Origin of the sequence: Tepidimonas fonticaldi, from assembly GCF_001675355.1 — a bacterium.
GTDB classification, from domain to species: Bacteria; Pseudomonadota; Gammaproteobacteria; order Burkholderiales; family Burkholderiaceae_C; genus Tepidimonas; species Tepidimonas fonticaldi.
This window is the reverse complement of sequence record NZ_LZDH01000056.1, coordinates 834,036-857,212: the sequence shown is the minus strand read 5'-3', so window position 1 is coordinate 857,212 and position 23,177 is coordinate 834,036. Positions and strand designations below refer to the sequence as shown.

Here is a 23,177-nt window from a genome sequence, read left to right as displayed (position 1 = left end):
ACACTCAGGCGCTCTTGACCGTGCCGACCATCTTCATGGCCGAGCCGATCAGCGCCGAGACCTCGCTCATCGTGCTCGGGACGATGAGCGTCGTGTCGGCATCGTGCGCGACGCGGGCGTAGGCCTCCACCGCTTTTTCGGCCACCTTCAGTTGCACCGCCTGCTCGCCGCCCGGCTGGCGGATGGCGGCAGCAACGCGCTCGATGGCCTGCGCGGTGGCCTCGGCCACCTCGCGGATGGCGGCGGCCTCGCCCTGCGCCTGGTTGATCGCGGCCTGCTTTTCGCCCTCGCTCTTGGCGATGAAGGCGGCGCGCTCGCCCTCCGCGAGGTTGATCTGCTCCTGCCGCTTGCCCTCGGAGGCGGCGATCAGCGCGCGCTTTTCACGCTCGGCGGTGATCTGCGCCTGCATCGCGCGCAGGATCTCCGCTGGCGGCGTCAGGTCCTTGATCTCGTAGCGCAGCACCTTCACGCCCCAGTTCAGCGCCGCCTCGTCGATGGCGTTGACGACCTGGGCGTTGATCATCTCGCGTTCCTCGAAGGTCTTGTCCAGCTCCAGCCGGCCGATGACGCTCCTCAGCGTCGTCTGCGCCAGCTGCGTGATCGCCAGCACGTAGTTGGAGGAGCCGTAGCTGGCGCGCATCGGGTCGGTGACCTGGAAGTAGAGGATGCCGTCGACCTTGAGCTGGGTGTTGTCCTTGGTGATGCAGATCTGCTCCGGCACATCCAGCGGGATTTCCTTCAGGCTGTGCTGGTAGGCCACCTTCTCGATGAACGGCACGACGAAGTTGAGGCCCGGCGCCAGCGTCCTGTCGTAGCGGCCCAGCCGCTCGACCACCCATGCGGTCTGCTGCGGTACCACCTTGATCGACTTGACGACGAAGATGAGCGCGACGATGACGACGACGATGGCGATTTCCATGGGGGTGGCTTTCAGTCAAAGGGGAGGGCAGGGCAAGACAAGGTCGGTTCAGGGATGATCCACCGGCTCGATGACGAGCCGGTTGCCCTGCACCGCGCGGATGCGGTGGGGGCCGGGGTGGCGCTCGCCGTGCGGGCCTGAGGCCACCGCCAGCCAGTCGGCGCCACGGTAGCGCACCAGCGCGGTGCCGTCGGGCTGCCACGCGCTCACCTGTACGGTCTGGCCGACGTCGAGCACGACGTCCGGGTTGGCCTCGGGGCTTGCGGCGCGGCGGCGCAGCCGCACCCACGCCCAGCCGCCCACCGTCAGCAGCGCGCACAGGCCCGCGGCCAGCAGTTGGCCGCTGAAGGCCAGCCCTGCGTACACGGCCAGGGCCCCGGCGGCGGCGGCCAGCGCCAGCATCAGCAAAAAGAAGGTGCCGCTGGCGAGTTCGGCGGCCACCAGCAGTCCGGCCAGCACCCACCACAGCGTCGCGTCATCCATCGATCACCCCTTTGGCCTACACTCGCGGACCATGAAATTCCGCTTCCCGATCGTCATCATCGACGAAGATTACCGCTCCGACAACACGTCGGGTCTGGGCATCCGCGCGCTGGCGCAGGCGATCGAGGCCGAAGGCTTCGAGGTCGTCGGCGTCACCAGCTACGGCGACCTGAGCCAATTCGCCCAGCAGCAAAGCCGCGCCAGCGCGTTCATCCTGTCGATCGACGACGAGGAGGTGACCGGCAACCCCGAGCAGGATCCGGCGGTGCTCAACCTGCGCGCCTTCATCCAGGAGGTGCGGCGCAAGAATGCCGAGGTGCCCATCTACGTCTATGGCGAGACGCGCACCAGCCGCCACCTGCCCAACGACATCCTGCGCGAGCTGCACGGCTTCATCCACATGTTCGAGGACACGCCGGAGTTCGTCGCGCGCCACATCATCCGCGAGGCCAAGGCCTACCTGGAGTACATCCAGCCGCCGTTCTTCAAGGCGCTGCTGGACTACGCCGAGGACGGCTCCTACTCCTGGCACTGCCCGGGGCACTCGGGCGGGGTGGCGTTCCTCAAGACCCCCGTCGGGCAAATGTTCCACCAGTTCTTCGGCGAGAACATGCTGCGCGCCGACGTCTGCAACGCGGTGGAGGAGCTGGGCCAGCTGCTCGACCACAACGGCGCCATCGGCGAGAGCGAGCGCAACGCCGCGCGCATCTTCAACGCCGACCACTGCTTTTTCGTCACCAACGGCACCAGCACCAGCAACAAGATGGTCTGGCACCACACGGTGGCACCGGGCGATGTGGTGGTGGTGGACCGCAACTGCCACAAGTCCATCCTGCATTCCATCATCATGACGGGGGCGATCCCCGTCTTCCTCAAGCCCACGCGCAACCACTACGGCATCATCGGGCCGATTCAGCAAAGCGAATTCACCCGCGAGGCCATCGAGGCCAAGATCGCTGCCAACCCCCTGCTCAGCGGCGTGGACCCCAAGGCGGTGAAGCCGCGCATCCTCACGCTCACGCAGTCCACCTACGACGGCGTGCTCTACAACACCGAGACCATCAAGCAGATGCTGGATGGCTACGTGGACAACCTGCACTTCGACGAGGCGTGGCTGCCGCACGCGGCCTTCCACCCCTTCTACGGCACCTTCCACGCGATGGGCCGCAAGCGCGGTCGGCCCCAGCATTCGGTGGTCTATTCCACCCAGTCCATCCACAAACTGCTGGCGGGCATCAGCCAGGCCAGCCATGTGCTGGTGCAGGACTCGCAGACGCAAAAGTTGGACCGCCACCTGTTCAACGAAGCGTACCTGATGCACACCTCCACCAGCCCGCAGTACAGCATCATCGCCAGTTGCGATGTTGCCGCGGCCATGATGGAGCCGCCCGGCGGCACCGCGCTGGTAGAGGAAAGCATCGCTGAGTCGCTGGACTTTCGCCGCGCGATGCGCAAGGTGGACGCCGAGTTTGGCGACAACGATTGGTGGTTCCAGGTCTGGGGCCCGGAGGAGCTGGCCGAGGAGGGGATCGGGCGCGCCAGCGATTGGGTGCTCAAGCGCACCGATGCCGACGGCGTGCAGACGGCCGACGGCGAGGACGCCTGGCACGGCTTTGGCGACATGGCGCCGGGCTTCAACATGCTGGACCCGATCAAGGCCACCATCATCACGCCGGGCCTCAACCTCAAAGGGGACTTCGCCCCCACGGGCATTCCGGCCAGCATCGTCACCAAGTTCCTGGCCGAGCATGGTGTGGTGGTGGAAAAGACCGGGCTGTACTCGTTCTTCATCATGTTCACCATCGGCATCACCAAGGGCCGCTGGAACACGCTGCTGACCGCGCTGCAGCAGTTCAAGGACGACTACGACCGCAACCAGCCGATGTGGCGCGTGATGCCGGAGTTCTGCCGCAAGCAGCCGCGCTACGAGCGCATGGGCCTGCGCGATCTGTGCCAGTTCGTGCACGAGATGTATGCCAAATACGACGTCGCCCGCCTGACCACCGAGATCTATCTGAGCGACCTGACCCCGGCCATGAAGCCGAGCGACGCCTTCGCGCAGATCGCCCACCGCAACACCGAGCGTGTGCCCATCGACGAGCTGGAAGGGCGCATCACCACGGCGCTGATCACACCCTATCCGCCCGGCATTCCGCTGCTCATCCCCGGCGAGGTGTTCAACCGCAAGATCGTGGACTACCTGAAGTTCTCGCGCGAGTTCAACGAGCGCTGCCCGGGTTTCGAGACGGACATCCACGGCCTGGCCATCGAGGAGACGTTCGACGGCGGCAAACGCTACTACGCCGACTGCGTGCGCGTCACGTCCGCTTGAGGCACGTCAAGCCTCGAGCGGACCCGCTCGGCCAAGGCGCCGCCTTGCGGTACGATGCAGGCGTCGATCTTTCAACCCCCAAGCGCGAATCACCATGTTCCCCGAATACCGCGACCTGATCACCAAGCTCAAGACCAGCGATCACCACTTCACCCGCCTGTTCGACAAGCACAACGAGCTGGATGAGCGCATCCAGCGCATGGAGCAGGGCATCGAGCCCGGCACGCACGAGCAGATCGAGACGCTGAAGAAGGAAAAGCTGCTGCTCAAGGACCAGCTGTACGGCATCCTGCGCAAGGCAGCTGCCTGAGCTGCCCAAACGGCCGCCCATGCACAGGCGGCCTCAACCGCTGCTGTCGCCGATCACGCGGCGCGCACCGTTGAAGCGGTCGCGCCAGTAGCGGTCTTCCAGGCGCTCCATGCGCACATGGGCGCCCGAGCGGGGCGAATGGATGAATCGCCCCTGCCCGATGTAAATGCCCACGTGGCTGAACGGCTCGCCCAGGGTGTTGAAAAACACCAAGTCCCCGGGGGCCAGGGCCTCCGTATCGATGGGCAGCGTGGCCTGTGCCTGTTCCGACGCACGCCGCGGCAATAGGATGCCGGCGCTCTCGCGGTAGGTGATCTGCACGAAGCCGCTGCAATCCACCCCCTGGTCGAACCCGGTGCCGCCGCGGTGGTAAGGCACCCCGACGTATGCCATGGCGTACACCAAGGCAGCCGATCGCCGGCCTTGCGCGTCGTCGGTCAGCGCAGGCCATGCGGGCGCGGCCCCATCCCCCAACACCCCCCGCGCGGCGAGGAGATCCATGATAGGATCGCCCGCCTTTGCGGACAGCGGCAGCGCGAGCGCCAGCGCAATCCCCCACGCCCGGCGGCGCATGGTTGGGGGAGTGAGCGGCTGGGCCGTGGCATGTTGCGGCATCACGGCGCACACATTAGGGCAGGACGGCAGCCGACGTCAACGGGGCTGCCTTGTCCCACGGGTGTTTTGGGGATCGAAGAACGCATGTTGTTGGATGCAAACGACTGCCAGCTCGTGCTGGTGGACTATCAGGCCCGGTTGATGCCGGCCATCGCGCGGGGCGACGAGGTGTTGCAGCGCACCGAGCTGCTGGCCGGTTTGGCGCACCTGCTGGACGTGCCCGTCTGGGGGACGGAACAAGCCCCCGAGCGGCTGGGGCCCCTGGCGCCGTCGCTGCGCAGCCGGTGCCGGCAGGTGTTTGCCAAAACTGCGTTCGATGCCTGCGACAGCGGCTTGCTGGCCGCCCTGCGGGCGCCGGCTCGCCCGGCAGGCAATGCCCGCAGCCTGCCCAAGCACCTGCAAAAGCCCGCCGCGCCGCCTCGGCAGACGATCGTGCTGGCCGGCTGCGAGACCCATGTTTGCCTGCTGCAGACGGCACTGGGTCTGGTGGAGCAGGAGCTGGATGTCTGGGTGGTGACGGACGCTTGCGGCTCGCGCCGCGACCGGGATCGCGATGCCGCGCTGGACCGGCTGGCCGCCAACGGGGTGGAACTGGTCACCGCCGAAATGGTGGGCTTCGAGTGGCTGCGCGATGCGCAGCACCCGCGGTTCCGCGAGGCGTTGGCGCTGCTGAAGTGACAGACCCGAGTGCGCGGGTGCCAATGCAGTCATAGACGCAGACTATCAGTTGCAAAGAATATTTGAATTTTTAGGGTAATTGCCGATGCATCGCTGGCGCACCGCCGCCAGAATGCGCCGACAGTGTGTGGTGACCGCCGTGGCGCGGCCCAGTGACGACGAAACCTCGTGCAGGAGTACACAACATGAAGGCTATCCAATCCAACCGACGCGCCGTGCTGAAGGCCGGCGGTGCGCTGGCGACGCTGGTATCGCTGGGCGTGGTGACGGCCGAGCAGGCGCTGGCGTCGGGCCGCGACGGCTTTGCGGCCAAGACGCTGGCGGACGCGCTCAAGGCGGTGGGGGGCCAGCCCGCGACGAGCGACCAGGTGCAAATCGTCTCGCCGGACATCGCGGAAAACGGCGCGGTGGTGCCGGTGGGTGCGGTGAGCAAGCTGCCCAACACGACCGAGATTTACCTGCTGGTGGAGAAGAACCCGACGCCGCTGTCGGCGATGTTCATGATTCCGGCGGGCACCGAGGCGGACGTGCAGACGCGCCTGAAGATGGGGCAGAGCACCAACGTGCTGGCGGTGGTCAAGGCCGACGGCAAGCTGTACTCGGCCGTCAAGGAAACGAAGGTGACGCTGGGCGGCTGCGGCGGCTGAAGCGACACAGGGCAACGAACGCGAAGGAGAGACGAAGATGGCAGATCCGATGCGCATCCGGGCCAACGAGGCCGGTGGGGTGACGACGGTGCGGGTGCTCATGAGCCACCCGATGGAGCCGGGCACGCGGCGCGATGCGAGCGGCGCGCTGGTGCCGGCGCACCACATCACGGACGTGGTGGCCACGCACAACGGCAAGGAAGTGCTCAAGGCGCTGTGGAGCGGGGCGGTGTCGCAAAACCCGTTCCTGAGCTTCAAGTTCAAGGGCGCCAACAAGGGCGACAAGATCGTGGTCAAGTGGACCGACAACAAGGGCGAGTCGCGCACCGACGAGGCCGTGATCGCCTGACAGGGGCGGTGGGGGAGCGCATCGGCCTGCGCTCCCCCGTTGACAACGAGGAACCAACATGAAAAAGACGTTCGTCACGTTGGCGGTGCTGTCGTCGTTGGGCAGCGCCGCGGTGGCCCAGGATGCCACCATGAAGGGCATCGAGGAATACCGGGCGATGCTGCAGGACGGCAACCCGGCCGAGCTGTTCGAGGTCAAGGGCGAAGACCTGTGGAAGCAAAAGCGCGGCCCCAAGAACGCCTCGCTGGAGCAGTGCGACCTGGGCAAAGGGCCTGGCGTGGTCAAAGGCGCGTTCGTGGAACTGCCGCGCTTCTTCAAGGACACCGGCCGTGTCCAGGATCTGGAAAGCCGCCTGCTCACCTGCATGGAGACGCTGCAGGGCATCGACGTGAAGAAAGAGGTGTCCCAGCGCAACTTCGGGCGCGGTGAGACGGCCAATGTCGTCGCCCTGGCCACCTGGATTTCCAGCCAGTCGCGCGATATGCCGTTCAATCTGCCGTTCAACACCCAGGCCGAGCGCGACATGTACGAAGTCGGCAAGCGCCTGTTCTTCCTGCGCGGCGGGCCGCACGACTTTTCGTGCGCGAGCTGCCACGGCGAGGACGGCAAGCGCATCCGCCTGCAGGAGTTGCCCAACCTGACCAAGAACCCCGGCGACGGTGTCGGTTTTGCCGCCTGGCCGGCGTACCGGGTGTCCAACGGTCAGATGTGGAGCATGCAACACCGTTTGAACGACTGCTACCGGCAGCAGCGCTTCCCGGAACCCACGTTTGCCAGCGACGTGACGATCGCGCTGGGGGTGTACATGGGCGTCAACGCGAAGGGCGCCAAGTCCATCGCGCCGGCCATCAAGCGCTGAACCGGAGGATCCGCACATGAAAAAATCCCTGATTGCTCTGGCCGCGCCGGCGGTCATCGTGTTGGCGGGCTGCAGCGCGTCGCCGTCGCCCGCCGAGTACGACAAGATGACGATGGAGATCGTCAAGAAATCGTTCGTCGAGCGCGGCATTGCCACGCTCGATCGCCTGGAGCAGGACGAAGCACGCCGGGCGTGCTGGGAGTCCGAGGTGTCGGGCAAACCCCTGGACGACAAAACGGCAAAGGCCATCGAAGAAGCCGCTTACAAGAGCGTCAAGTGGCCGAGCGACGGCAAGTTCCTGGGGGACTGGAAGCAGGGTGAGGCCATCGCCCAGAGCGGCCGCGGTCTGACCTGGACGGACGACGCCAAGACCGTCAACGGTGGCAACTGCTACAACTGCCACCAGATCACCAAGGAGGAAATCTCCTTCGGCACGCTGGGCCCGAGCCTGTACAACTACGGCAAGCTGCGCGGGGTGACCAACCCGAACAGCCCGGAGGCCAAGGCCATCGTGGAGTACACCTGGGCCAAGATCTGGAACTCGCGTGCCTTCAACGCCTGCACCAAGATGCCGAGCGCGGGGCACAAGGGCATTCTGGACGAGCAGCAGATCAAGCATGTGATGGCGCTGTTGCTGGATCCGCAATCGCCCGTCAACAAGTGAGTCGCGGCGGGGCCATTCGCCCCGCTCCGTTCATCCCAAACGGCAGGGGAGGCCACCAGCGCCTCCCCTGTTTGCGTCAGACGCCCAGGTAACGCTCCAGCACGTCGGGGCGGGCGGTCAACTCGTCGGACGTGCCCTCGAACGCCACCCGGCCCTTGACCAGGATCACGTTGCGGTCGGTGATCTGGGTGACGTGCTTCCAGTTTTTGTCGACGATGATGCTGCTGATGCCGCTGTCGCGGATGACGCGGCAGATGCGCCAGATCTCGCGCGCGATCAGCGGGGCCAGCCCCTCGGTCGCTTCGTCCAGGATCAGCACGTCCGGGTTGGTCATGAGGGCGCGGCCGATGGTCAGCATCTGCTGCTCGCCACCGCTGAGCTGCTGCCCCCCGTGATCGAGGCGCTCGGCCAGGCGGGGAAAGGTCTCCAGCACCCGCTCGTAGGTCCAGTCGCGCCGGCCATCCACTCCGGGCCGGGCCGCCATGATCAGGTTTTCGCGCACGCTCAGGTTGCCAAAGATGCCGCGCCCTTCCGGCACATAGGCCACGCCCAGCCGCGCCACCTCGTACGTCGGCAAGCGCTGTGCCGGCCGCCCCTTGACGCGCACCTCGCCCGCGCTGGGGCGCACCAGCCCGACGAGGGTCTTGAGCAAGGTGGATTTGCCCATGCCGTTGCGCCCCATCAGCCCGATGGTTTCGCCCCGGCGCACGGAAAAATCGATGCCGTGCAGGATGTGACTGGCCCCGTAGTGGGTGTGCAGGCCGTTTGCCTCGATCAGCGTGTCGGTGCTCACGCGTCCTCCCCCAGGTAAGCGGCCTGCACGCCCGCGTCGGCGCGGATGGCGGCGGGCGGCCCGGATGCGATCACTTGCCCGTTGACCATGACCGTGAGTTCGTCGGCCAGGGCGAAGACGGCATCCATGTCGTGCTCGACCAGCATCAGGGCGTGGTCGCGCTTGATGGCCAGCAGCAGCTCGACCATGCGCTCGGCTTCGGCCGTGCCCATACCGGCCAAGGGCTCGTCCAGCAGCAGCACCTGCGGCTCGGTGGCCAGGGTCATGGCGATTTCGAGCTGGCGCTGCTCGCCGTGGCTGATGGTGCCGGCGATGCGGTGGGCGCGGGCGGTCAGCCCAGCCAGTTCCAGGGCCCGCTCGGCGCGTCGGTTGACGGTGGTCAGGCTGTCGGCGCGGGTGAACCACCGCGCCGCATGCGGCGTGCGCGCCTGCGCTGCCAGCCGCACGTTCTCCCACACGGTGAAGGGCAGGAAGATGTTGGTTTTTTGGTAGCTGCGCCCCAGGCCCATGCACGCGATGGTCTCGGCCGAGGCGCCGGTGACGTCCCGCCCCGCGAGCACCAGGCGCCCGGAGGTGGGGGGCAGATCGCCCGACAGCAGGTTGGTCAGCGTGGATTTGCCCGCCCCGTTGGGGCCGATGACGGCGTGCAGGTGGTCGCGCTTGAGCGTCAGGGACACGCGGTCCACGGCGGCCAGGCCGCCGAAGCGCTTGGTCAGGTCGTGGGCTTCGAGCAGGACGTCAGCCATGCTGCCCTCCCGGCACCGACTCGGCAGCGGGGGGCTGCGCGCCGCGCCGTCGCCGCTCCAGCAGGCGCTGGCCCAGCCCGATCAGCCCCCGCGGGGCGACGAACACCACGAGCACGATGAACGCGCCCATCAGCAACTGCCAGTGCTTGGTCAGGTCCTTGAAGACGTGCAGCAGGTATTCGAAGGCAAACGCGCCGACGATGGCCCCGGCGAAATTGCCCATGCCGCCCAGGATCACCATCATGATGGCGTGCGCGCTTTGGTGGAAGCCCATGAGCTCCGGGTTGACGAAGCCAGTCTGCGCGGCCCACAGATAGCCCGCCAGCCCGGCCAGCGCGCCGGCCAGCGTGAACGCGGCCAGCTTGTAGCCAAAGGTGCCATAGCCCACGGCACGCAGGCGGTGTTCGTTGACGCGGATGCCCGCCAGCACCCGCCCGAAGGGCGAGAACAACAAGCGGCGCAAAAAGGCGTACACCCCCACCAGACATGCCAGCGTCAGGTAGTAGAACGCGACGGGGTTTTCCAGGTCGAGCGGCTGCCAGTCCCCGCCCAGCCCGGTGGACGGCTTGAACAGCACGTAGATGCCGTCGGACCCGCCCAGCGCCTTGTTGTCGAAAAACAGGTAGTACAGCATCTGCGCAAAGGCCATCGTCACCATGATGAAGTAGATGCCCTTGGTGCGCACGACGAAAAACCCAATGACCAACGCCGCGAGCGCCGAGACCGCCACGGCCAGCGGCAGGGTCCACCACAGGCTGGGGGCGGCCGACGACGGGGTCACGAAGGCCAGCACATACCCCGCCAGCCCGAAGAACGCCGCGTGCCCCAGGGACACCAGCCCCGTCACCCCCTGCAGCAAATCCAGGCTCATGGCAAAGATGGCCAGGATCATCATCTGGGTGAGCATCTGCACGTAATAGCGCTCGTTTTCCAGCCCCAGCCAGGGGAAGGCGGCCAGCGCCACGGCGCCGAGGCCGAGCACGAGCTGCAGGCTGCGCGGCAGCCGTTCGATGTGGGCAGCGATCGACATGGGTGGGGTTATTGCTTGAACAGGCCCTCGGGCCGATAGAGCAGCACGGCGGCCATCAGCATGTAGATCAGCATGCTGGCGATCTGGGGCACGAGGACTTTGCCGAAGGTATCGACCAGCCCCACCATGAGCGCCGCGACGAAGGCGCCGCGCACCGAGCCGATGCCGCCGATCACCACCACGACGAAACACATGATCAGCACGGGCGCGCCCATGTTGGGATAGACGCTGGAGATGGGCGCGGCGATCATGCCGGCCACCACGGCCAGGGCGACGCCGACCGCGAACACCACGCCGTGCACGAGCCGGATGTTGACGCCCAGCGCCTCGGCCATGTCGCGGTTGAAGGCCCCGGCGCGGATCTTCATGCCCAGCCGCGTGCGCGCGATCAGCGCGTACAGGCCCAGCGCCAGCAACACGCACAGCCCCATCATGAACAGGCGGTACACGGGGTAGGCCAGGGTGTCGGTGAGGGCGATCGAGCCGCCCAGCAGCGGCGGCACCGGCACGGCATGTACATCGTCGCCCCAGAGCAGCGAGCGCGACTCCTCGAACAGATAGATCAGCCCAAAGGTCAACAGCACCTGATCCAGGTGGTCGCGGTGGTAGAAGTGGCGAAACAGCGCCCACTCCAGCAGCCAGCCTAGCGCAAACGCCAGCACCGCCCCCAGCACGATGGCCAGCAGCAGGCTATCGATGGCCCCCACCAGCCACCATGCCAGATAAGCCCCCAGCATGTAAAAGCTGCCGTGGGCCAGATTGACCACGCCCATGATGCCGAAGATCAGGGTCAGCCCCGCCGCCAGCATGAACAGCAGCAGGCCGTACTGCACTCCGTTGAGCAACTGAATCAGAAAATTGGCCAGATCCATGGGCGCGTCGATCCCCGTTGTTCAGCCCATGCGGCAGCCGGTGCCCGGGTCCTCGACCGCCTTGGCGGCGACGCCGATGACGCGGTTTTCCTTGCCCTTGACCTGGCGCAGGTAGATGTCCTGGATGGGGTTGTGCGCCTTGCTCATGCGCCACTGGCCGCGCGGACTGTCGATGACGGCGCCCTCCATCGCTGCGTAGAGGGCCTTTTTGTTGGAGAGGTCGCCCCCCACCGCCTTGGCGCCCTGCAGCAGCAACAGGCCGGTGTCGTAGCCCTGCACGGCGTAGACGTCGGGCTGCAGCTTGAAGGTCTTGGCGTAGTTCAGGCGGAACTGCTTGTTGCGCGGCGTGTCCAGCAAGTCGCTGTAGTGCATGGTGGTGATGACGCCCTCGGCGGCGTCCCCGGCCGCCTCCAGTACGCCCTCGGTCAAAAAGCCCGAGCCGTAGAGCTGGATGCTGCGGTTGAGGCCGGCGGCCGCATAGTCGCGCAGGAACTTGGCCGCGCCCCCGCCGGCGAAGAAGCAGGCCACCGCGTCGGGCTTGAGCGCGGCGATCTCGGTCAGCAGGGCCTGGAACTCGACGTTCGGGAAGGGCAGGCCGAGTTTTTTGACAATCGTGCCGCCGGCGGCGGTGTAGCTCTGCTCGAAGCCCTCGAAGGCCTCGTCGCCGGCCGCGTAGTTCCAGGTGATCCAGACCGCGCGCTTGTGGCCGCGCTCGACCATGGGCTTGCCCAGGGCGAGTGTGGGCTGCGCGTTGGAGAAGCTGGTGCGGAACACGTTGGGCGCGCACTGCTGGCGCGTGGCGACATGCACCCCAGCGTTGGGGATGAGGTTGAGCACGCCGGTCTCGCGCGCCACCTTGTGGATGCCCATCTGCACCCCGGAGTGCACGGTGCCGATCAGCACATCGACCTTGTCGCGCTGCACCAGTCGGGTGGCGTTTTCCACCCCCTTGGCGGGGTTGGATTCGTCATCGACCTTGAAGAAATCGATCTCTCGCCCCCCCAGCTTGCCGCCGGCTTCGTCCAAGGCCATGCGCACGCCGTTTTCGATGGCGACGCCCAGTTGCGCGAAGGTGCCGGTGTAGGGCAGCATGAAGCCCACGCGCACCCGGGCCGCCTGGGCCCGGACGATTTCGGGCAACAGCAGCCCGGTGGAAGCGGCGCCGATCACGGCGGCGCTGCGGGTCAGGACGACGCGGCGGGTGGTCATGGTGGGGTCTCCTCTGGCTTGAAGCAAAATGCCGACGGCGGACATGCACGATACTTCATGCCGCTGGCGCGGCAAGGCGGACAAACCCTAATTGACCCTCATTGACCCCACAGGCCCGCCGCAGGCCGACGGGTAAAATCCGGGGCTCTCTCCACACCCCAGCGCCATCGCCGTGAACGCCCCTGCCTCCCCGCTCCATCTGTCGACGTTTGCCGGGGGGGATGCCCTCGGCCACTTTCGGGCCCGGCAGTTGCTGCCCCGCTTGCAGGCCGTCGATGCACGCATCACCGGCATTGCCGCGCGTCATGTGCACCTGGTGGCCACCGATGCCCCGCTGGACGACGCCACCCGCGCCCGCTGGGCGGCCTTGCTGACGTACGGAGAGCCTTACGGCGGGCCCACCCAGGGGGTGCGCATCGTCGTCACGCCGCGCCTGGGCACCGTGTCGCCGTGGGCGTCCAAGGCGACCGACATCGCGCACAACTGCGGGCTGGCGGCGCGGCGGGTCGAGCGTGTCGTGGAGTATTGGCTGACGCTGGAGAGCGGCGCCCTCGCGGGCTGGCTGGGCCGCCCGGCCACGTTGGACGATGCGGCATGGCAGGCTTGCGCGGCGCTGTTGCACGACCGCATGACCGAGAGCGCCCTGCACGATACGGGCGAGGCGGCGGGGCTGTTCACGGCGTTGGCCCCCCAGCCCATGGAGCGCGTGGATGTGCTGGGTCAGGGGCGTGCGGCGCTGGAGGCGGCCAACACCGCCTGGGGCCTGGCCCTGGCGGATGACGAGATCGACTACCTGGTGGCGGCCTTCCAGCGACTCGGGCGCAACCCGAGCGATGTCGAGCTGATGATGTTCGCCCAGGCCAACAGCGAGCACTGCCGGCACAAGATTTTTAACGCCCAGTTCGTCATCGACGGGGTGGAGCAGCCGCACAGCCTGTTCGGCATGATCCGCCACACCCACCAGAGCGCGCCCCAACACACCATCGTCGCCTACGCCGACAACGCCGCGGTGATGGAAGGGCATGCGGTCGAGCGCTTCGTGGCGGTGCCCGACGGCGAGGGCAGCCCCAGCTACCGCCGCAGCGAAGCGCGGCACCACATCCTGATGAAGGTGGAGACCCACAACCACCCGACCGCGATCTCGCCGTTCCCCGGCGCGGCCACGGGGGCCGGGGGCGAGATTCGCGACGAGGGCGCGACGGGCCGCGGGGCACGTCCCAAGGCGGGGCTGACGGGGTTTTCGGTTTCGCGTTTGTGGGGCGGCTGGTCCGACCAGCCGGGGGGCAAGCCGGCGCACATCGCCAGCCCGTTGCAGATCATGATCGAGGGGCCGCTGGGCGGAGCCGCCTTCAACAACGAGTTCGGCCGGCCCAACCTGCTCGGCTACTTCCGCGCCTATGAGCAGCGCGTGACCTCCGACGTGGATGCGGTGGAGCGCGGCTACCACAAGCCGATCATGATCGCCGGCGGGGTGGGTCAGATCGACGCCGGCCTGACCCACAAGATCACCTTCCCGGCCGGTACCCTGCTGGTGCAGTTGGGCGGGCCGGGCATGCGCATCGGCATGGGCGGCGGCGCCGCCAGCTCCATGGCCAGCGGCGCCAACGCGGCAGAGCTGGACTTCGACTCGGTGCAGCGCGGCAATCCGGAGATCCAGCGCCGTGCGCAGGAGGTGATCAACCACTGCTGGGCGCTCGGCGCGGACAACCCCATCCTCGCGATCCACGACGTGGGGGCTGGCGGGCTGTCGAATGCTTTTCCGGAGCTGGTGAACGACGCCGGGCGGGGCGCCCGCTTCGACCTGCGCGCCATACCGCTGGAGGAAAGCGGCCTCGCGCCCAAGGAGATCTGGTGCAACGAGAGCCAGGAGCGCTATGTGCTGGCGCTGGCCCCCGATGCCCTGCCGCGCTTTGCCGCGCTGTGCGAGCGCGAGCGCTGCCCGTTTGCCGTGGTGGGGGTGGCGACCGAAGAGCGCCAGCTCGTGCTCGCCGACGCGCAGGCCATTGCCGAGGCGGACGCCCGCCCAGTGGACATGCCGATGGAGGTGCTGTTGGGCAAGCCCCCGCGGATGCGGCGCGAGGTTTCGCGCATCCCGCGCCGTTTTGCCCCGTTCGACGGCACGGGCGTGGAGCTGCAGCGCGCGGTCATCGAGGTGTTGTCCCACCCCACCGTCGCGTCCAAGCGCTTTCTGGTCACCATCGGCGACCGGACCGTGGGCGGCCTGACCCACCGCGACCAGATGGTGGGCCCCTGGCAGGTGCCGGTGGCCGATTGCGCGGTGACGCTGGCCGACTTTCGGGGTTTGGCGGGCGAAGCCATGGCCATGGGCGAGCGCACCCCGATCGCCGCGCTGGACGCCCCCGCCGCGGGCCGCATGGCGGTGGCCGAAGCCATCACCAACCTGCTGGCGGCGCCGATCGAGCTGCCGCGCGTGAAGCTGTCGGCCAACTGGATGGCCGCCTGCGGCGAGCCGGGCGAGGACGCCGCGCTGTACGACACCGTCAAGGCCGTGGGGTTGGAGCTGTGCCCGCAGCTCGGCATCAGCATCCCCGTGGGCAAGGACAGCCTGTCCATGCGCACCCAGTGGCGCACCGATGACGGCCAGGCGCGCAAGGTGACGGCCCCAGTCAGCCTGATCGTGAGCGCCTTCGCCACCCTGGCCGATGTGCGTGGCACCCTCACGCCGCAGCTCGACGCGCGGGAGGACACCACGCTGATCCTGATCGACCTGGGGCGCGGGCGCCACCGCATGGGCGGCTCCATCCTGGCGCAGGTGCTGGACCAGGCGGGGGGCGACGTGCCCGACCTGGACGACCCGCAAGACCTGGTGCGGCTGGTCGATGCCGTCAATGCGCTGCGGGCGGGCGGGCAACTGCTCGCCTACCACGACCGCAGCGACGGGGGGCTGCTGGCCTGTGTGGCCGAAATGGCGTTTGCCGGTCATGTGGGCGTGACGCTGAACGTCGACCTGCTGGTGACCGAAGGCGACGGCATCCGCGACAGCCGCGCCGACTTTGGCGACGCCAAGAACTGGGCCGCGCAGGTCGGCGCGCGCCGCGACGAACTCACCCTGAAGGCCCTGTTCAGCGAGGAGCTGGGCGTGGTGCTGCAGGTGCGCAGCGCCGAGCGCGACGCGGTGCTGCAGACCCTGCGCGCCCACGGCCTGTCGGCCTGCAGCCATGTGATCGGCAAAACCCGCCCCGCCACCAGCCCCATCGATGCGGGCAAGGGCGAGCTGCAGATCTGGCGGGATGCCCGATGCCTGTTCAGCGCCACGCTGGAGGATTTGCAACAGGTGTGGGACAGCGTGAGCTGGAAGATTTGCCAGCTGCGCGACAACCCCGACTGCGCCGATGCCGAGCACGCCGCGGCCGGCCGGGCCGACGATCCGGGGTTGCACGTGGCGCTGACCTTCGACCCCACCGAAGACGTCGCCGCCCCGTACCTGAATCTGGCGCGGCCGCGCGTGGCCATCCTGCGCGAGCAGGGCGTCAACTCGCATGTGGAGATGGCCTACGCGTTCGATGCCGCCGGCTTCGAGGCGGTGGACGTGCACATGACGGACCTGCTGTCCGGCCGCACCGCGTTGCAGGGTTTTCGCGGGCTGGTGGCCTGCGGCGGCTTCAGCTACGGGGACACGCTGGGCGCCGGTATCGGCTGGGCGCGCTCCATCACCTTCCATCCGGAGCTGTCGGAGCAGTTTGCCGCCTTCTTCGCGCGGCCGGACACGTTCGGGCTGGGCGTGTGCAACGGCTGCCAGATGTTTGCCGAGCTGGCCGCCATCATCCCCGGCGCCGAGCACTGGCCGCGCTTCACGACCAACGTCAGCGAGCGCTTCGAGGCCCGGCTGTCGCTGGTGGAGGTGACCGAGTCGCCGAGCCTGTTCCTGCAAGGCATGGCCGGCAGCCGGCTGCCGATTGCGGTGGCGCACGGCGAGGGCTATGCCAACTTTGGCCAGCGCGGCGACCGCGCGGCCGTCCGCGTTGCCATGCGCTTCGTGGACCACCATGGCCGGCCGACCGAGGTCTATCCGTTCAACCCCAACGGCAGCCCGGGGGGCATCACGGCGGTCACCACGCCGGATGGGCGCTTCACCGCCATGATGCCGCACCCGGAGCGGGTGTTCCGCAATGCGCAGATGAGCTGGACGGACCTCGGCGCCACCGGCGGCCTCGACGCTTTCAGCCCCTGGATGCGCATGTTCCGCAACGCCCGCCGCTGGATCGGCTGAATGCGGTCCCGGCGTCCATCTGAGCGCTCGACCGAACCTTGATGCGTGTCAAGATTCGCGGCAGCGCAGCGGCTAGACTGGCCACATCGTGATGTTGCAAAACGGTGTTGCCATGTCCGGATCCGATGCGCCCACCCCCGTCGATCAGCCGATCGCGGATTTTTCGCAATGCCATGCCGGCATCCTGCGCAAGCTCGACGGGCTGGCCGAGCTGCCGGCGCTGTTGCAGCCGGCAGCCCGCGCGCGCGAGGTGGCCGAGCAGTCGGTCGAGTTCTTCCGCGAGGCCATCTTCGAGCACCACCTGGACGAGGAGCGCGAGCTGTTCCCCGCCGTGATCGCCAGCAGCGAAGCCGGGGCGGAGCGCGATCGCGCCCAGGCCCTGGTGCGGCGGCTGACCGACGAGCACCGCACGCTGGAGACGCTGTGGAAGCGACTGGAGGGCGGGCTCAAGAAAGTGGCCAAAGGCCAGTCGTTCGAACTGGACACCGCCGGCCTGGAGGCGCTGGTCGCCCAGTACCGCGCCCACGCGCGCTTCGAAGAGACCGAATTTTTGCCCATGGCCCAGGCGATCCTGAGCCGCAACGGCGACCACATGGCCGCCCTGGGGCTGGCGCTGCACATGCGCCACACGCCCATGCCGGTGGCGGGTTACGTCTGACCGCGGCGGCCCCCTCCCGTCAGGGTGCCGTCGGCACGGGCCGGGTCCGGTAAAAGCGCAGCGGCGCCTCGCGCGACTGGCGTTTGGCGTCACGCACCACATGGCGCTTCAGGCGCCCGACGACGTGCATCTCGCACGGCTTGCAGTCGAAGCGCAGCGTCAAGCGCTCCTGCCCGTGGACCAGCACCAGCGGCTCGGCACGAATCGTGCCCTGCACGCCCGTCACCCCCTTGGCCTGTTTGGGGCACAGACTCAGGCTGTAGCGCACGCAGTGCTTGGTGATCATCAGGCTGACTTCGCCCGGTTCCTCGTGGCTCTCGTAGGCGGCCTCGATCACGCGCACCCCGTGGCGGGCGTAAAAGTCGCGCGCCTTGTGGTTGTAGACGTTGCCCAGGTAGGTCAGCACATCGTCGGGATAGGGCACGGGCGGCTGCACGGCCGGCGCGCGGACCGGCCGCACACGGGCCGCCTCGCGCGCGGCCATCAGGGCCTCCACGGCGTCGCGTCGCAGCGCATTCAGCCGGGACGCCGGCACGAACCACGGGGCCGGCAGCGCCACATCCAGCGCCACGGCCTCGAACACCGTATCGCCCAAACGGCCCAGCCCGTCGGCCAGCCGCGCCTCGTGCGACGCGGCATCGCGGGCCAGATCGAAGGGGCCGGGCAGGGTGGCCGAGCCCGTGCAGTCATCGGCATCGGTCAGCGTCAGGCACAGGGCGTCCCCCTGGGCGCGCAGTTGCACCCACAGCGGGATGCGCCGATCGGCCGACGGCCGCTCCAGCGCCCGCACCCAGGCCATGCTGCGGTTGCGGTTGACCACCGTGCCCGGGCGCAGGCCCTTCAGGCTGGCCATCGCATCCTTGGGGTGGATGCGCCAGCGCGTGCCCCCTTCCGTCCCCTGGCCCAGCCGCTCGACCCGGTTGGTCTGCAGACCGATCAGGTTGTGCTGCAGGTCCAGGTAACACAGGCCGTCGCCGTTGGCCAGTTCGGTGGCGGGGTCGTTGGTTTCGATCTCGATATGGTCCGCAGTCGTGCGCACCACCCAGCCGATCGGACGGCCGGGGTTCTTGGGGCTGTCGAAGGCGCCGATGTCGATCTGCCGGCCGTTGACGAAGTAATCTGTGAACTCCCGGTTGAAGTTCTGGTCCGGATCCGGCGTGAAGGTGTAGGTGCAGCGGCCGCTGGAAGAGGGCGCCAGATCGGGCCGCTCCTCCAGAATCTGGTCGAGCAGCCGGCGGTAGTGGGCGGTGATGTTTTTCACATACCCCATGTCCTTGTAGCGGCCCTCGATCTTGAAGCTGCGCACGCCGGCGTCGATCAGCGCGCGCAGGTTGGCGCTCTGGTTGTTGTCCTTCATGGACAAGACGTGCTTGTCGTGCGCCAGGATGCGCCCTTGCGCGTCGCGCACCTCGTAGGGCAGGCGGCAGGCCTGCGAGCAGTCGCCCCGGTTGGCGCTGCGCCCGGTGTGGGCGTGGCTGATGTAGCACTGGCCGCTGTAGGCCACGCAGAGCGCCCCGTGGATGAAAAACTCCAGCACCGCACGCCCGGGCGCGTCGCGCGGCCCCAGCGCCGCATCGACCGCGGCGATCTGCTCCAGCGTCAGCTCCCGCGCCAGCACCACCTGGGAAAAGCCCACATCCTGCAAAAACCGCGCTTTCTGCGGCGTGCGGATGTCGCATTGGGTGCTGGCATGCAACTGGATGGGGGGCAGGTCGAGCTCCAGCAGTCCCATGTCCTGCACGATCAGCGCGTCCACGCCGATGTCGTACAGCGCGTGGATGAGGCGCCGCGCCGGCTCCAGCTCGTCGTCGCGCAAAATGGTGTTGAGCGTGACGAAAACCCGCGCATGGTAGCGGTGGGCGTGGCGCACCAGCCGTTCGATGGCACCAAGCGGGTTGGCGGCGTTGGCGCGCGCCCCAAAGCCCGGCCCGCCGATGTAGACCGCATCCGCTCCGTGGTTGACCGCTTCGATGCCGATGTCGGCATCGCGCGCGGGTGACAGGAGTTCGAGCTGGTGGGGCAACATAATCGGGCTTGCGTCGTCCAAAGCCCGCGATTGTCCCAAATCCCGCCATGAAACGCCACGAATTCCGCTGTTTCCACCGCCTGCGCGTGCGCTGGGCCGAGGTGGATATGCAGGGCATCGTCTTCAACGCCCACTATCTGATGTACTTTGACGTCGGCATCACCGAGTACTGGCGCGCGCTGGGCCTGCCCTACGCCGATGCGATGCACCAACTGGGCGGCGAGCTCTACGTCAAGAAGGCGAGCCTCGAATTTGCCGCCAGCGCCCGCATGGACGACCAGGTGGACGTGGCGCTGCGCTGCGAGCGCATCGGCAACTCGTCGATGACGATGACCGGTGCGCTGTTCCTGGGCGAGCGCGCGCTGGTGGGCGCGAAAATCGTCTATGTGTTTGCCGATCCGGCCACGCAAACCTCGCGCCCGGTGCCGGCGGCGCTGCGCGAGCTGGTGCAACGCTACGAAGCCGGCCAGGACGTGCTGCGGGTGGTGACCGGCCCCTGGCACACCCTGGAGCGCGATGCGGCCCCGCTGCGCCGTGCGGTGTTCGTGGACGAACAGGGCATCCCGGAATCGGAGGAGTGGGACGCGGCCGACGCCACCGCGCTGCACGCGGTGGCCTACAACCACCTGGGGCAGGCGGTGGGCACCGGGCGGCTGCTGACCGCCGAGCCGGGGGTGGGCAAAGTGGGCCGCATGGCGGTGCACCGCGTGCTGCGCGGCACCGGCGTCGGCGCACGGGTGCTGCAGGCCCTGTCGGATGCCGCCCGCGCGCGCGGCGACCACACCCTGCGCCTGAGCGCGCAGCGCACCGCCATCGGCTTTTATGAGCGGCTGGGCTGGCGGCGCGTGGGCGAGCCCTATGACGAGGTTGGCATTCCCCACCAGTCGATGGAAATGCGCCTTTGATCGGCGCAATCGGCCGCCGCCGGCCCCTGCGGACTGGCATAGGTCCACTCGGTCAGCGTCAGGGTGCCGGCGCGATCCCAACGGGCGATCAGGCTGCTGCGCGTGCCGTAGCGGCGCTCGGGCAGGTGGACATAGGGGCTGGATTCCAGATGCTGCCCGACGTCTGCACTCGGCACGTGGGTGCGCAGGGCCTCCAGCAAGGTGCAGCACGCCGCGTCCACGCGGGGCGTGGCCAGGGCCTGGTCGAGGGCCGATTTGAGTCGGCGCAGCTTGGGCCAAGGCGTATCCAGCGCCGCATTCGACAGGGCATAGACGCCGGGCGGTAACTCCCGCGCCCACCAGCCCCCGACGCGCTCGGTCGCGGGGTCGTCGGCGAGCGCGGGGCCCGGGTCGCGGTTGGTCAGCCGCGCCCAGCGTCCCTGCAGGACATCGCCCAGCACCACGTTGCAGCCGTTATACGCCATGGGATCGTGTCGGTGGGCGAATTCGGCCCACGTCGGCAGATCCTCGGGCGACAGCCAGGCGGTGACCAGGCTGCCCCGGCTGCGGTCCTGCGCCGGCTCGGGCGGCCAGGCGCGCACATTGGTCAACATGGCCACCCGCCCCGCCGAGCCGAACGCCAGCCACGATCCCCCGGCCTGGGCATCCCGGCCGCTCCAGACCGTCCCGCCCTGGGGCAACGTCCAGGCGTGCAGCGGCAGGGTGGGGCGGTCCCACTGCTCGTCGCGGTTGGCCGCCACCCACAGCGGCGCTGCCGGGTCCTGCCCCAGCGCCCAGGCCATCAGGCACATGGTGTCAGATGTCCTGCAGCAGCTCGTAGGGCAGGGCTTGCAGGCGCACGGGGACGCCATCCGGGCCGCCGGCCGTCAGCGGCTGCCCATCGGCCGCGCTGATCTGCAGCGACACGATGGCGTCCCACCCCGCGACGGGATGGGGGGCCGCCTGCACCACCAGCCCCGCGGGCTGCTCTGGATCGGCGGCGTGGAACACCTCCTGCCCCGCCGCCAGGGGGCCATCGGCATGAACCAGGTAGCCGCGCCGCTTGAGCGTGCCGCGGAATTGGCTGCGGGCCACCACCTCCTGCCCCGGGTAGCACCCCTTCTTGAAATGGACGCCTCCCACCGATTCGTAGTTGATCATCTGCGGCACGAAGGCCTCCACCACGGGATCGGTGATGTGGGCCACACCGCTCATCACCGCCAGCCACTGCCAATGGGCCGGGGCGAGCGCAGGCCCCTCGGGCGCGGGGGCAGAGGCCGGCTGGATCAGCAGCGCCCGGGGCACACCCGCCCCTGGCGGCAACCGCACCCAGGTACGGTCGCCCTCGCGCCACACGGACCAGACGGCCGGCGGCAGCGCGACGGGCACCGCGTCACCCGCCGCCCCCCACAACGCCCATTGCTGGGACGCATCGCTGAGCCGCACCTTGGCCCGCAGCACGAACATCGACAAGCGCTTGACGGTCGGCGCGATGCGCTCACGCGGCGCACACAGCAGCACCTCGCCATCGCGCCGAACGCCGATGGCGCTGAACAGCATGCGCCCCTTGGGTGTGCAGTAGGCGGCGAGCCGCGCTTCGGCATCGCGCTGCAGGATGAAGTCCTGCGTCAACTGTCCATGCAGAAACGCGGCCGCCTCTTCGCCCTGGGCGCTGATCACGCCCCAGTCCTGAAGGCGGACGATCCCGTGCATGGCGGGGATGGTGGCAGGTTCGGTGGCGGGGGTCGGGGCGAGCGTCATGGGCGAACAACGGTTGCGGCTATCATCGATGGCCGTATTCTCCTGCAGCCTTGACGCCGCTGACGGCGACCTGCCCATTACCCGTGTCCCGCTCGTTGCGATCCCTGGCATTCCGTTGGACCCTGCTCGCGGCGGTGGCCGTGCTGGCCGGTGCCACGGCCATCGCCGCGTGGCTGCACCGCCCCTTGTCCCTGCGGCTGCAGGGGCAGCCGGCCGTGGATGTGGTGATCGAGCCGGGCATGTCCGCCGCCGAGGTGGCCGACGCACTGGTCGCCTCGGGGGTGGACACCTCGGCCTGGGGGCTGTTCCTGTGGTTTCGGCTCTCGGGGCAATCGCGCGCGCTCAAGGCCGGCAGCTACGAGATCGCGCCGGGCACCACCCCCACCACGCTGCTGGACAAGCTGGTGCGCGGCGAACAGGCGGTGCGGCGCCTAACGCTGGTGGAAGGGTGGAATGTGCGCCAGGTGCTGCAGGCGGTGCGTGCCGCCGAACACCTGATCGACGATTTGCCAGCAGGCGACGACCCGGTCGCCCTGGCGCGGCACCTGGGCCTGCGCGTCGCCCATGCCGAGGGGCGGTTCTTCCCCGACACGTATGTGTACCCCAAGCGCACGCCGGCATCGCGCGTCCTGCGGCAGGCCGCCGCGGCCATGGACACCCGCCTGGCCGATGCCTGGGCCCGGCGCCAGCCCGGACTGCCGCTGCGGACGCCGGACGAGGCGCTGATCCTCGCCAGCATCGTCGAGAAGGAAACCGGGCTGGAAGCCGACCGCGCCCACGTCGCTGCCGTGTTCATCAACCGCCTGCGCATCGGCATGCGCCTGCAGACCGACCCGGCCGTGATCTATGGCCTGGGCGAGCGCTTCGACGGCGATCTGCGCCGCCGGGATCTGGTCACCGACACGCCCTACAACACTTACACCCGGGCAGGGCTGCCGCCCACGCCCATCGCCATGCCCGGCTGGAACTCGCTGCTGGCCGCCGTCCAGCCCGCGTCCAGCCGTGCCCTGTACTTCGTCGCCCGAGGGGATGGCTCCAGCGCCTTCAGCCAGACGCTGGATGAACACAACCGAGCGGTGCGGCGCTATCAATTGCAGCCGCGCCAGTGACG

22 protein-coding genes are annotated in these 23,177 nt (G+C 68.4%); 11 read left to right on the top strand and 11 right to left on the bottom strand.

From position 1 onward, the window contains the following. Window positions 1-4: 4 nt before the first annotated feature. Together A9O67_RS09855 and A9O67_RS09850 are read right to left on the bottom strand one after the other, a co-directional pair. Window positions 5-919, bottom strand: a complete 915-nt coding sequence (locus tag A9O67_RS09855; protein WP_068609654.1) for an SPFH domain-containing protein — start codon at window positions 917-919, stop codon at window positions 5-7. A gap of 48 nt (window positions 920-967) precedes the next feature. After that, window positions 968-1,402 carry an NfeD family protein gene (locus tag A9O67_RS09850; protein WP_068609652.1) on the bottom strand — a complete coding sequence of 145 codons (435 nt, stop codon included), beginning with the start codon at window positions 1,400-1,402 and terminating at the stop codon, window positions 968-970. Between the two features lie 31 nt (window positions 1,403-1,433). Here A9O67_RS09850 and A9O67_RS09845 point away from each other — a divergent pair, with 31 nt between their 5' ends. Both A9O67_RS09845 and A9O67_RS09840 read left to right on the top strand, forming a co-directional pair. Beyond that, the gene (locus A9O67_RS09845) at window positions 1,434-3,734 is read left to right on the top strand and encodes an arginine/lysine/ornithine decarboxylase (protein WP_068609650.1); all 2,301 of its coding nucleotides are present in this window, start codon (window positions 1,434-1,436) and stop codon (window positions 3,732-3,734) included. A gap of 94 nt (window positions 3,735-3,828) precedes the next feature. Then, the gene (locus tag A9O67_RS09840) at window positions 3,829-4,044 is read left to right on the top strand and encodes a YdcH family protein (protein ID WP_068609648.1); all 216 of its coding nucleotides are present in this window, start codon (window positions 3,829-3,831) and stop codon (window positions 4,042-4,044) included. Between the two features lie 33 nt (window positions 4,045-4,077). On the opposite strand, the gene A9O67_RS09835 is transcribed toward A9O67_RS09840, so the two are convergent. After that, entirely contained in the window at window positions 4,078-4,545 is a 468-nt protein-coding gene (locus A9O67_RS09835) for a C40 family peptidase (RefSeq protein ID WP_068609987.1), read from the bottom strand. 198 nt (window positions 4,546-4,743) lie between these two features. Between A9O67_RS09835 and A9O67_RS09830 the strand changes: the two genes are divergently transcribed. The 5 genes from A9O67_RS09830 (at window position 4,744) to soxX (ending at window position 7,856) form a co-directional block, all read left to right on the top strand. Next, window positions 4,744-5,337 (top strand): isochorismatase family protein, encoded by a 594-nt coding sequence (locus A9O67_RS09830; RefSeq protein WP_068609646.1) that lies wholly within the window; start codon window positions 4,744-4,746, stop codon window positions 5,335-5,337. A gap of 194 nt (window positions 5,338-5,531) precedes the next feature. Next, the gene (gene soxY, locus A9O67_RS09825; RefSeq protein ID WP_156682299.1) at window positions 5,532-5,984 is read left to right on the top strand and encodes a thiosulfate oxidation carrier protein SoxY; all 453 of its coding nucleotides are present in this window, start codon (window positions 5,532-5,534) and stop codon (window positions 5,982-5,984) included. Between the two features lie 37 nt (window positions 5,985-6,021). Beyond that, a complete protein-coding gene (gene soxZ / locus A9O67_RS09820; protein WP_068609643.1) occupies window positions 6,022-6,333 on the top strand; it encodes a thiosulfate oxidation carrier complex protein SoxZ in 312 nt (103 codons plus the stop codon). A 58-nt stretch (window positions 6,334-6,391) separates the two neighbouring features. Continuing rightward, the gene (soxA, locus tag A9O67_RS09815) at window positions 6,392-7,192 is read left to right on the top strand and encodes a sulfur oxidation c-type cytochrome SoxA (protein WP_068609640.1); all 801 of its coding nucleotides are present in this window, start codon (window positions 6,392-6,394) and stop codon (window positions 7,190-7,192) included. Window positions 7,193-7,208: 16 nt separating this feature from the next. Further along, a complete protein-coding gene (gene soxX / locus A9O67_RS09810) occupies window positions 7,209-7,856 on the top strand; it encodes a sulfur oxidation c-type cytochrome SoxX (RefSeq protein ID WP_068609639.1) in 648 nt (215 codons plus the stop codon). A 76-nt stretch (window positions 7,857-7,932) separates the two neighbouring features. Here the strand turns inward: soxX and A9O67_RS09805 are convergent, their stop codons facing one another. Genes A9O67_RS09805 through A9O67_RS09785 form a run of 5 tightly spaced genes read right to left on the bottom strand, consistent with a single transcriptional unit; the run spans window position 7,933 to window position 12,506 of the window. Beyond that, window positions 7,933-8,649 (bottom strand): ABC transporter ATP-binding protein, encoded by a 717-nt coding sequence (locus A9O67_RS09805; RefSeq protein WP_185974439.1) that lies wholly within the window; start codon window positions 8,647-8,649, stop codon window positions 7,933-7,935. Further along, the gene (locus A9O67_RS09800; protein WP_068609636.1) at window positions 8,646-9,395 is read right to left on the bottom strand and encodes an ABC transporter ATP-binding protein; all 750 of its coding nucleotides are present in this window, start codon (window positions 9,393-9,395) and stop codon (window positions 8,646-8,648) included. Before A9O67_RS09800 ends, A9O67_RS09805 begins: the two co-directional genes overlap by 4 nt. Next, window positions 9,388-10,425 carry a branched-chain amino acid ABC transporter permease gene (locus A9O67_RS09795; RefSeq protein WP_068609634.1) on the bottom strand — a complete coding sequence of 346 codons (1,038 nt, stop codon included), beginning with the start codon at window positions 10,423-10,425 and terminating at the stop codon, window positions 9,388-9,390. The genes A9O67_RS09800 and A9O67_RS09795 overlap by 8 nt, the downstream gene beginning before the upstream one ends. Before the next feature lie 8 nt (window positions 10,426-10,433). Then, window positions 10,434-11,297: a branched-chain amino acid ABC transporter permease gene (locus A9O67_RS09790; protein WP_068609632.1), complete on the bottom strand. Its 864-nt coding sequence runs from the start codon at window positions 11,295-11,297 to the stop codon at window positions 10,434-10,436. Window positions 11,298-11,318: 21 nt separating this feature from the next. After that, a complete protein-coding gene (locus A9O67_RS09785) occupies window positions 11,319-12,506 on the bottom strand; it encodes an ABC transporter substrate-binding protein (protein WP_068609630.1) in 1,188 nt (395 codons plus the stop codon). A 172-nt stretch (window positions 12,507-12,678) separates the two neighbouring features. Here A9O67_RS09785 and purL point away from each other — a divergent pair, with 172 nt between their 5' ends. Together purL and A9O67_RS09775 are read left to right on the top strand one after the other, a co-directional pair. Then, a complete protein-coding gene (gene purL / locus A9O67_RS09780; RefSeq protein ID WP_068609629.1) occupies window positions 12,679-16,737 on the top strand; it encodes a phosphoribosylformylglycinamidine synthase in 4,059 nt (1,352 codons plus the stop codon). A 112-nt stretch (window positions 16,738-16,849) separates the two neighbouring features. Then, entirely contained in the window at window positions 16,850-17,395 is a 546-nt protein-coding gene (locus tag A9O67_RS09775; protein WP_068609983.1) for a hemerythrin domain-containing protein, read from the top strand. A gap of 19 nt (window positions 17,396-17,414) precedes the next feature. Here A9O67_RS09775 and A9O67_RS09770 read toward each other — a convergent pair whose 3' ends face one another. Then, window positions 17,415-19,421, bottom strand: a complete 2,007-nt coding sequence (locus A9O67_RS09770) for a peptidase U32 family protein (protein ID WP_068609627.1) — start codon at window positions 19,419-19,421, stop codon at window positions 17,415-17,417. A 47-nt stretch (window positions 19,422-19,468) separates the two neighbouring features. Here A9O67_RS09770 and A9O67_RS09765 point away from each other — a divergent pair, with 47 nt between their 5' ends. Further along, window positions 19,469-20,326, top strand: a complete 858-nt coding sequence (locus A9O67_RS09765) for a YbgC/FadM family acyl-CoA thioesterase (RefSeq protein ID WP_068609625.1) — start codon at window positions 19,469-19,471, stop codon at window positions 20,324-20,326. Here A9O67_RS09765 and A9O67_RS09760 read toward each other — a convergent pair. Next, entirely contained in the window at window positions 20,278-21,117 is an 840-nt protein-coding gene (locus A9O67_RS09760; RefSeq protein ID WP_068609623.1) for an NRDE family protein, read from the bottom strand. The two genes, A9O67_RS09765 and A9O67_RS09760, sit on opposite strands and share 49 nt — an antisense overlap. Before the next feature lie 4 nt (window positions 21,118-21,121). Further along, complete coding sequence (ygfZ, locus tag A9O67_RS09755; RefSeq protein WP_231960301.1) at window positions 21,122-22,018, bottom strand: CAF17-like 4Fe-4S cluster assembly/insertion protein YgfZ; 897 nt, start codon at window positions 22,016-22,018, stop codon at window positions 21,122-21,124. Between the two features lie 131 nt (window positions 22,019-22,149). Here ygfZ and mltG point away from each other — a divergent pair, with 131 nt between their 5' ends. Further along, entirely contained in the window at window positions 22,150-23,175 is a 1,026-nt protein-coding gene (mltG, locus tag A9O67_RS09750; RefSeq protein WP_231960298.1) for an endolytic transglycosylase MltG, read from the top strand. The last annotated feature ends 2 nt before the right edge of the window (window positions 23,176-23,177 follow it).

Bases quoted from the DNA above. Each gene is read 5' to 3' on its own strand.
- A9O67_RS09850 (WP_068609652.1), bottom strand. From the start codon at position 1,402: ATGGATGACGCGACGCTGTGGTGGGTGCTGGCCGGACTGCTGGTGGCC.
- A9O67_RS09775 (WP_068609983.1), top strand. From the start codon at position 16,850: ATGTCCGGATCCGATGCGCCCACCCCCGTCGATCAGCCGATCGCGGAT.
- A9O67_RS09790 (WP_068609632.1), bottom strand. From the start codon at position 11,297: ATGGATCTGGCCAATTTTCTGATTCAGTTGCTCAACGGAGTGCAGTAC.
- ygfZ (WP_231960301.1), bottom strand. From the start codon at position 22,018: ATGCACGGGATCGTCCGCCTTCAGGACTGGGGCGTGATCAGCGCCCAG.
- A9O67_RS09845 (WP_068609650.1), top strand. From the start codon at position 1,434: ATGAAATTCCGCTTCCCGATCGTCATCATCGACGAAGATTACCGCTCC.
- A9O67_RS09855 (WP_068609654.1), bottom strand. From the start codon at position 919: ATGGAAATCGCCATCGTCGTCGTCATCGTCGCGCTCATCTTCGTCGTC.
- A9O67_RS09770 (WP_068609627.1), bottom strand. From the start codon at position 19,421: ATGTTGCCCCACCAGCTCGAACTCCTGTCACCCGCGCGCGATGCCGAC.
- A9O67_RS09840 (WP_068609648.1), top strand. From the start codon at position 3,829: ATGTTCCCCGAATACCGCGACCTGATCACCAAGCTCAAGACCAGCGAT.
- A9O67_RS09795 (WP_068609634.1), bottom strand. From the start codon at position 10,425: ATGTCGATCGCTGCCCACATCGAACGGCTGCCGCGCAGCCTGCAGCTC.
- A9O67_RS09830 (WP_068609646.1), top strand. From the start codon at position 4,744: ATGTTGTTGGATGCAAACGACTGCCAGCTCGTGCTGGTGGACTATCAG.
- A9O67_RS09835 (WP_068609987.1), bottom strand. From the start codon at position 4,545: ATGGATCTCCTCGCCGCGCGGGGGGTGTTGGGGGATGGGGCCGCGCCC.
- A9O67_RS09785 (WP_068609630.1), bottom strand. From the start codon at position 12,506: ATGACCACCCGCCGCGTCGTCCTGACCCGCAGCGCCGCCGTGATCGGC.
- soxZ (WP_068609643.1), top strand. From the start codon at position 6,022: ATGGCAGATCCGATGCGCATCCGGGCCAACGAGGCCGGTGGGGTGACG.
- A9O67_RS09765 (WP_068609625.1), top strand. From the start codon at position 19,469: ATGAAACGCCACGAATTCCGCTGTTTCCACCGCCTGCGCGTGCGCTGG.
- A9O67_RS09760 (WP_068609623.1), bottom strand. From the start codon at position 21,117: ATGTGCCTGATGGCCTGGGCGCTGGGGCAGGACCCGGCAGCGCCGCTG.
- A9O67_RS09800 (WP_068609636.1), bottom strand. From the start codon at position 9,395: ATGGCTGACGTCCTGCTCGAAGCCCACGACCTGACCAAGCGCTTCGGC.
- soxA (WP_068609640.1), top strand. From the start codon at position 6,392: ATGAAAAAGACGTTCGTCACGTTGGCGGTGCTGTCGTCGTTGGGCAGC.
- soxX (WP_068609639.1), top strand. From the start codon at position 7,209: ATGAAAAAATCCCTGATTGCTCTGGCCGCGCCGGCGGTCATCGTGTTG.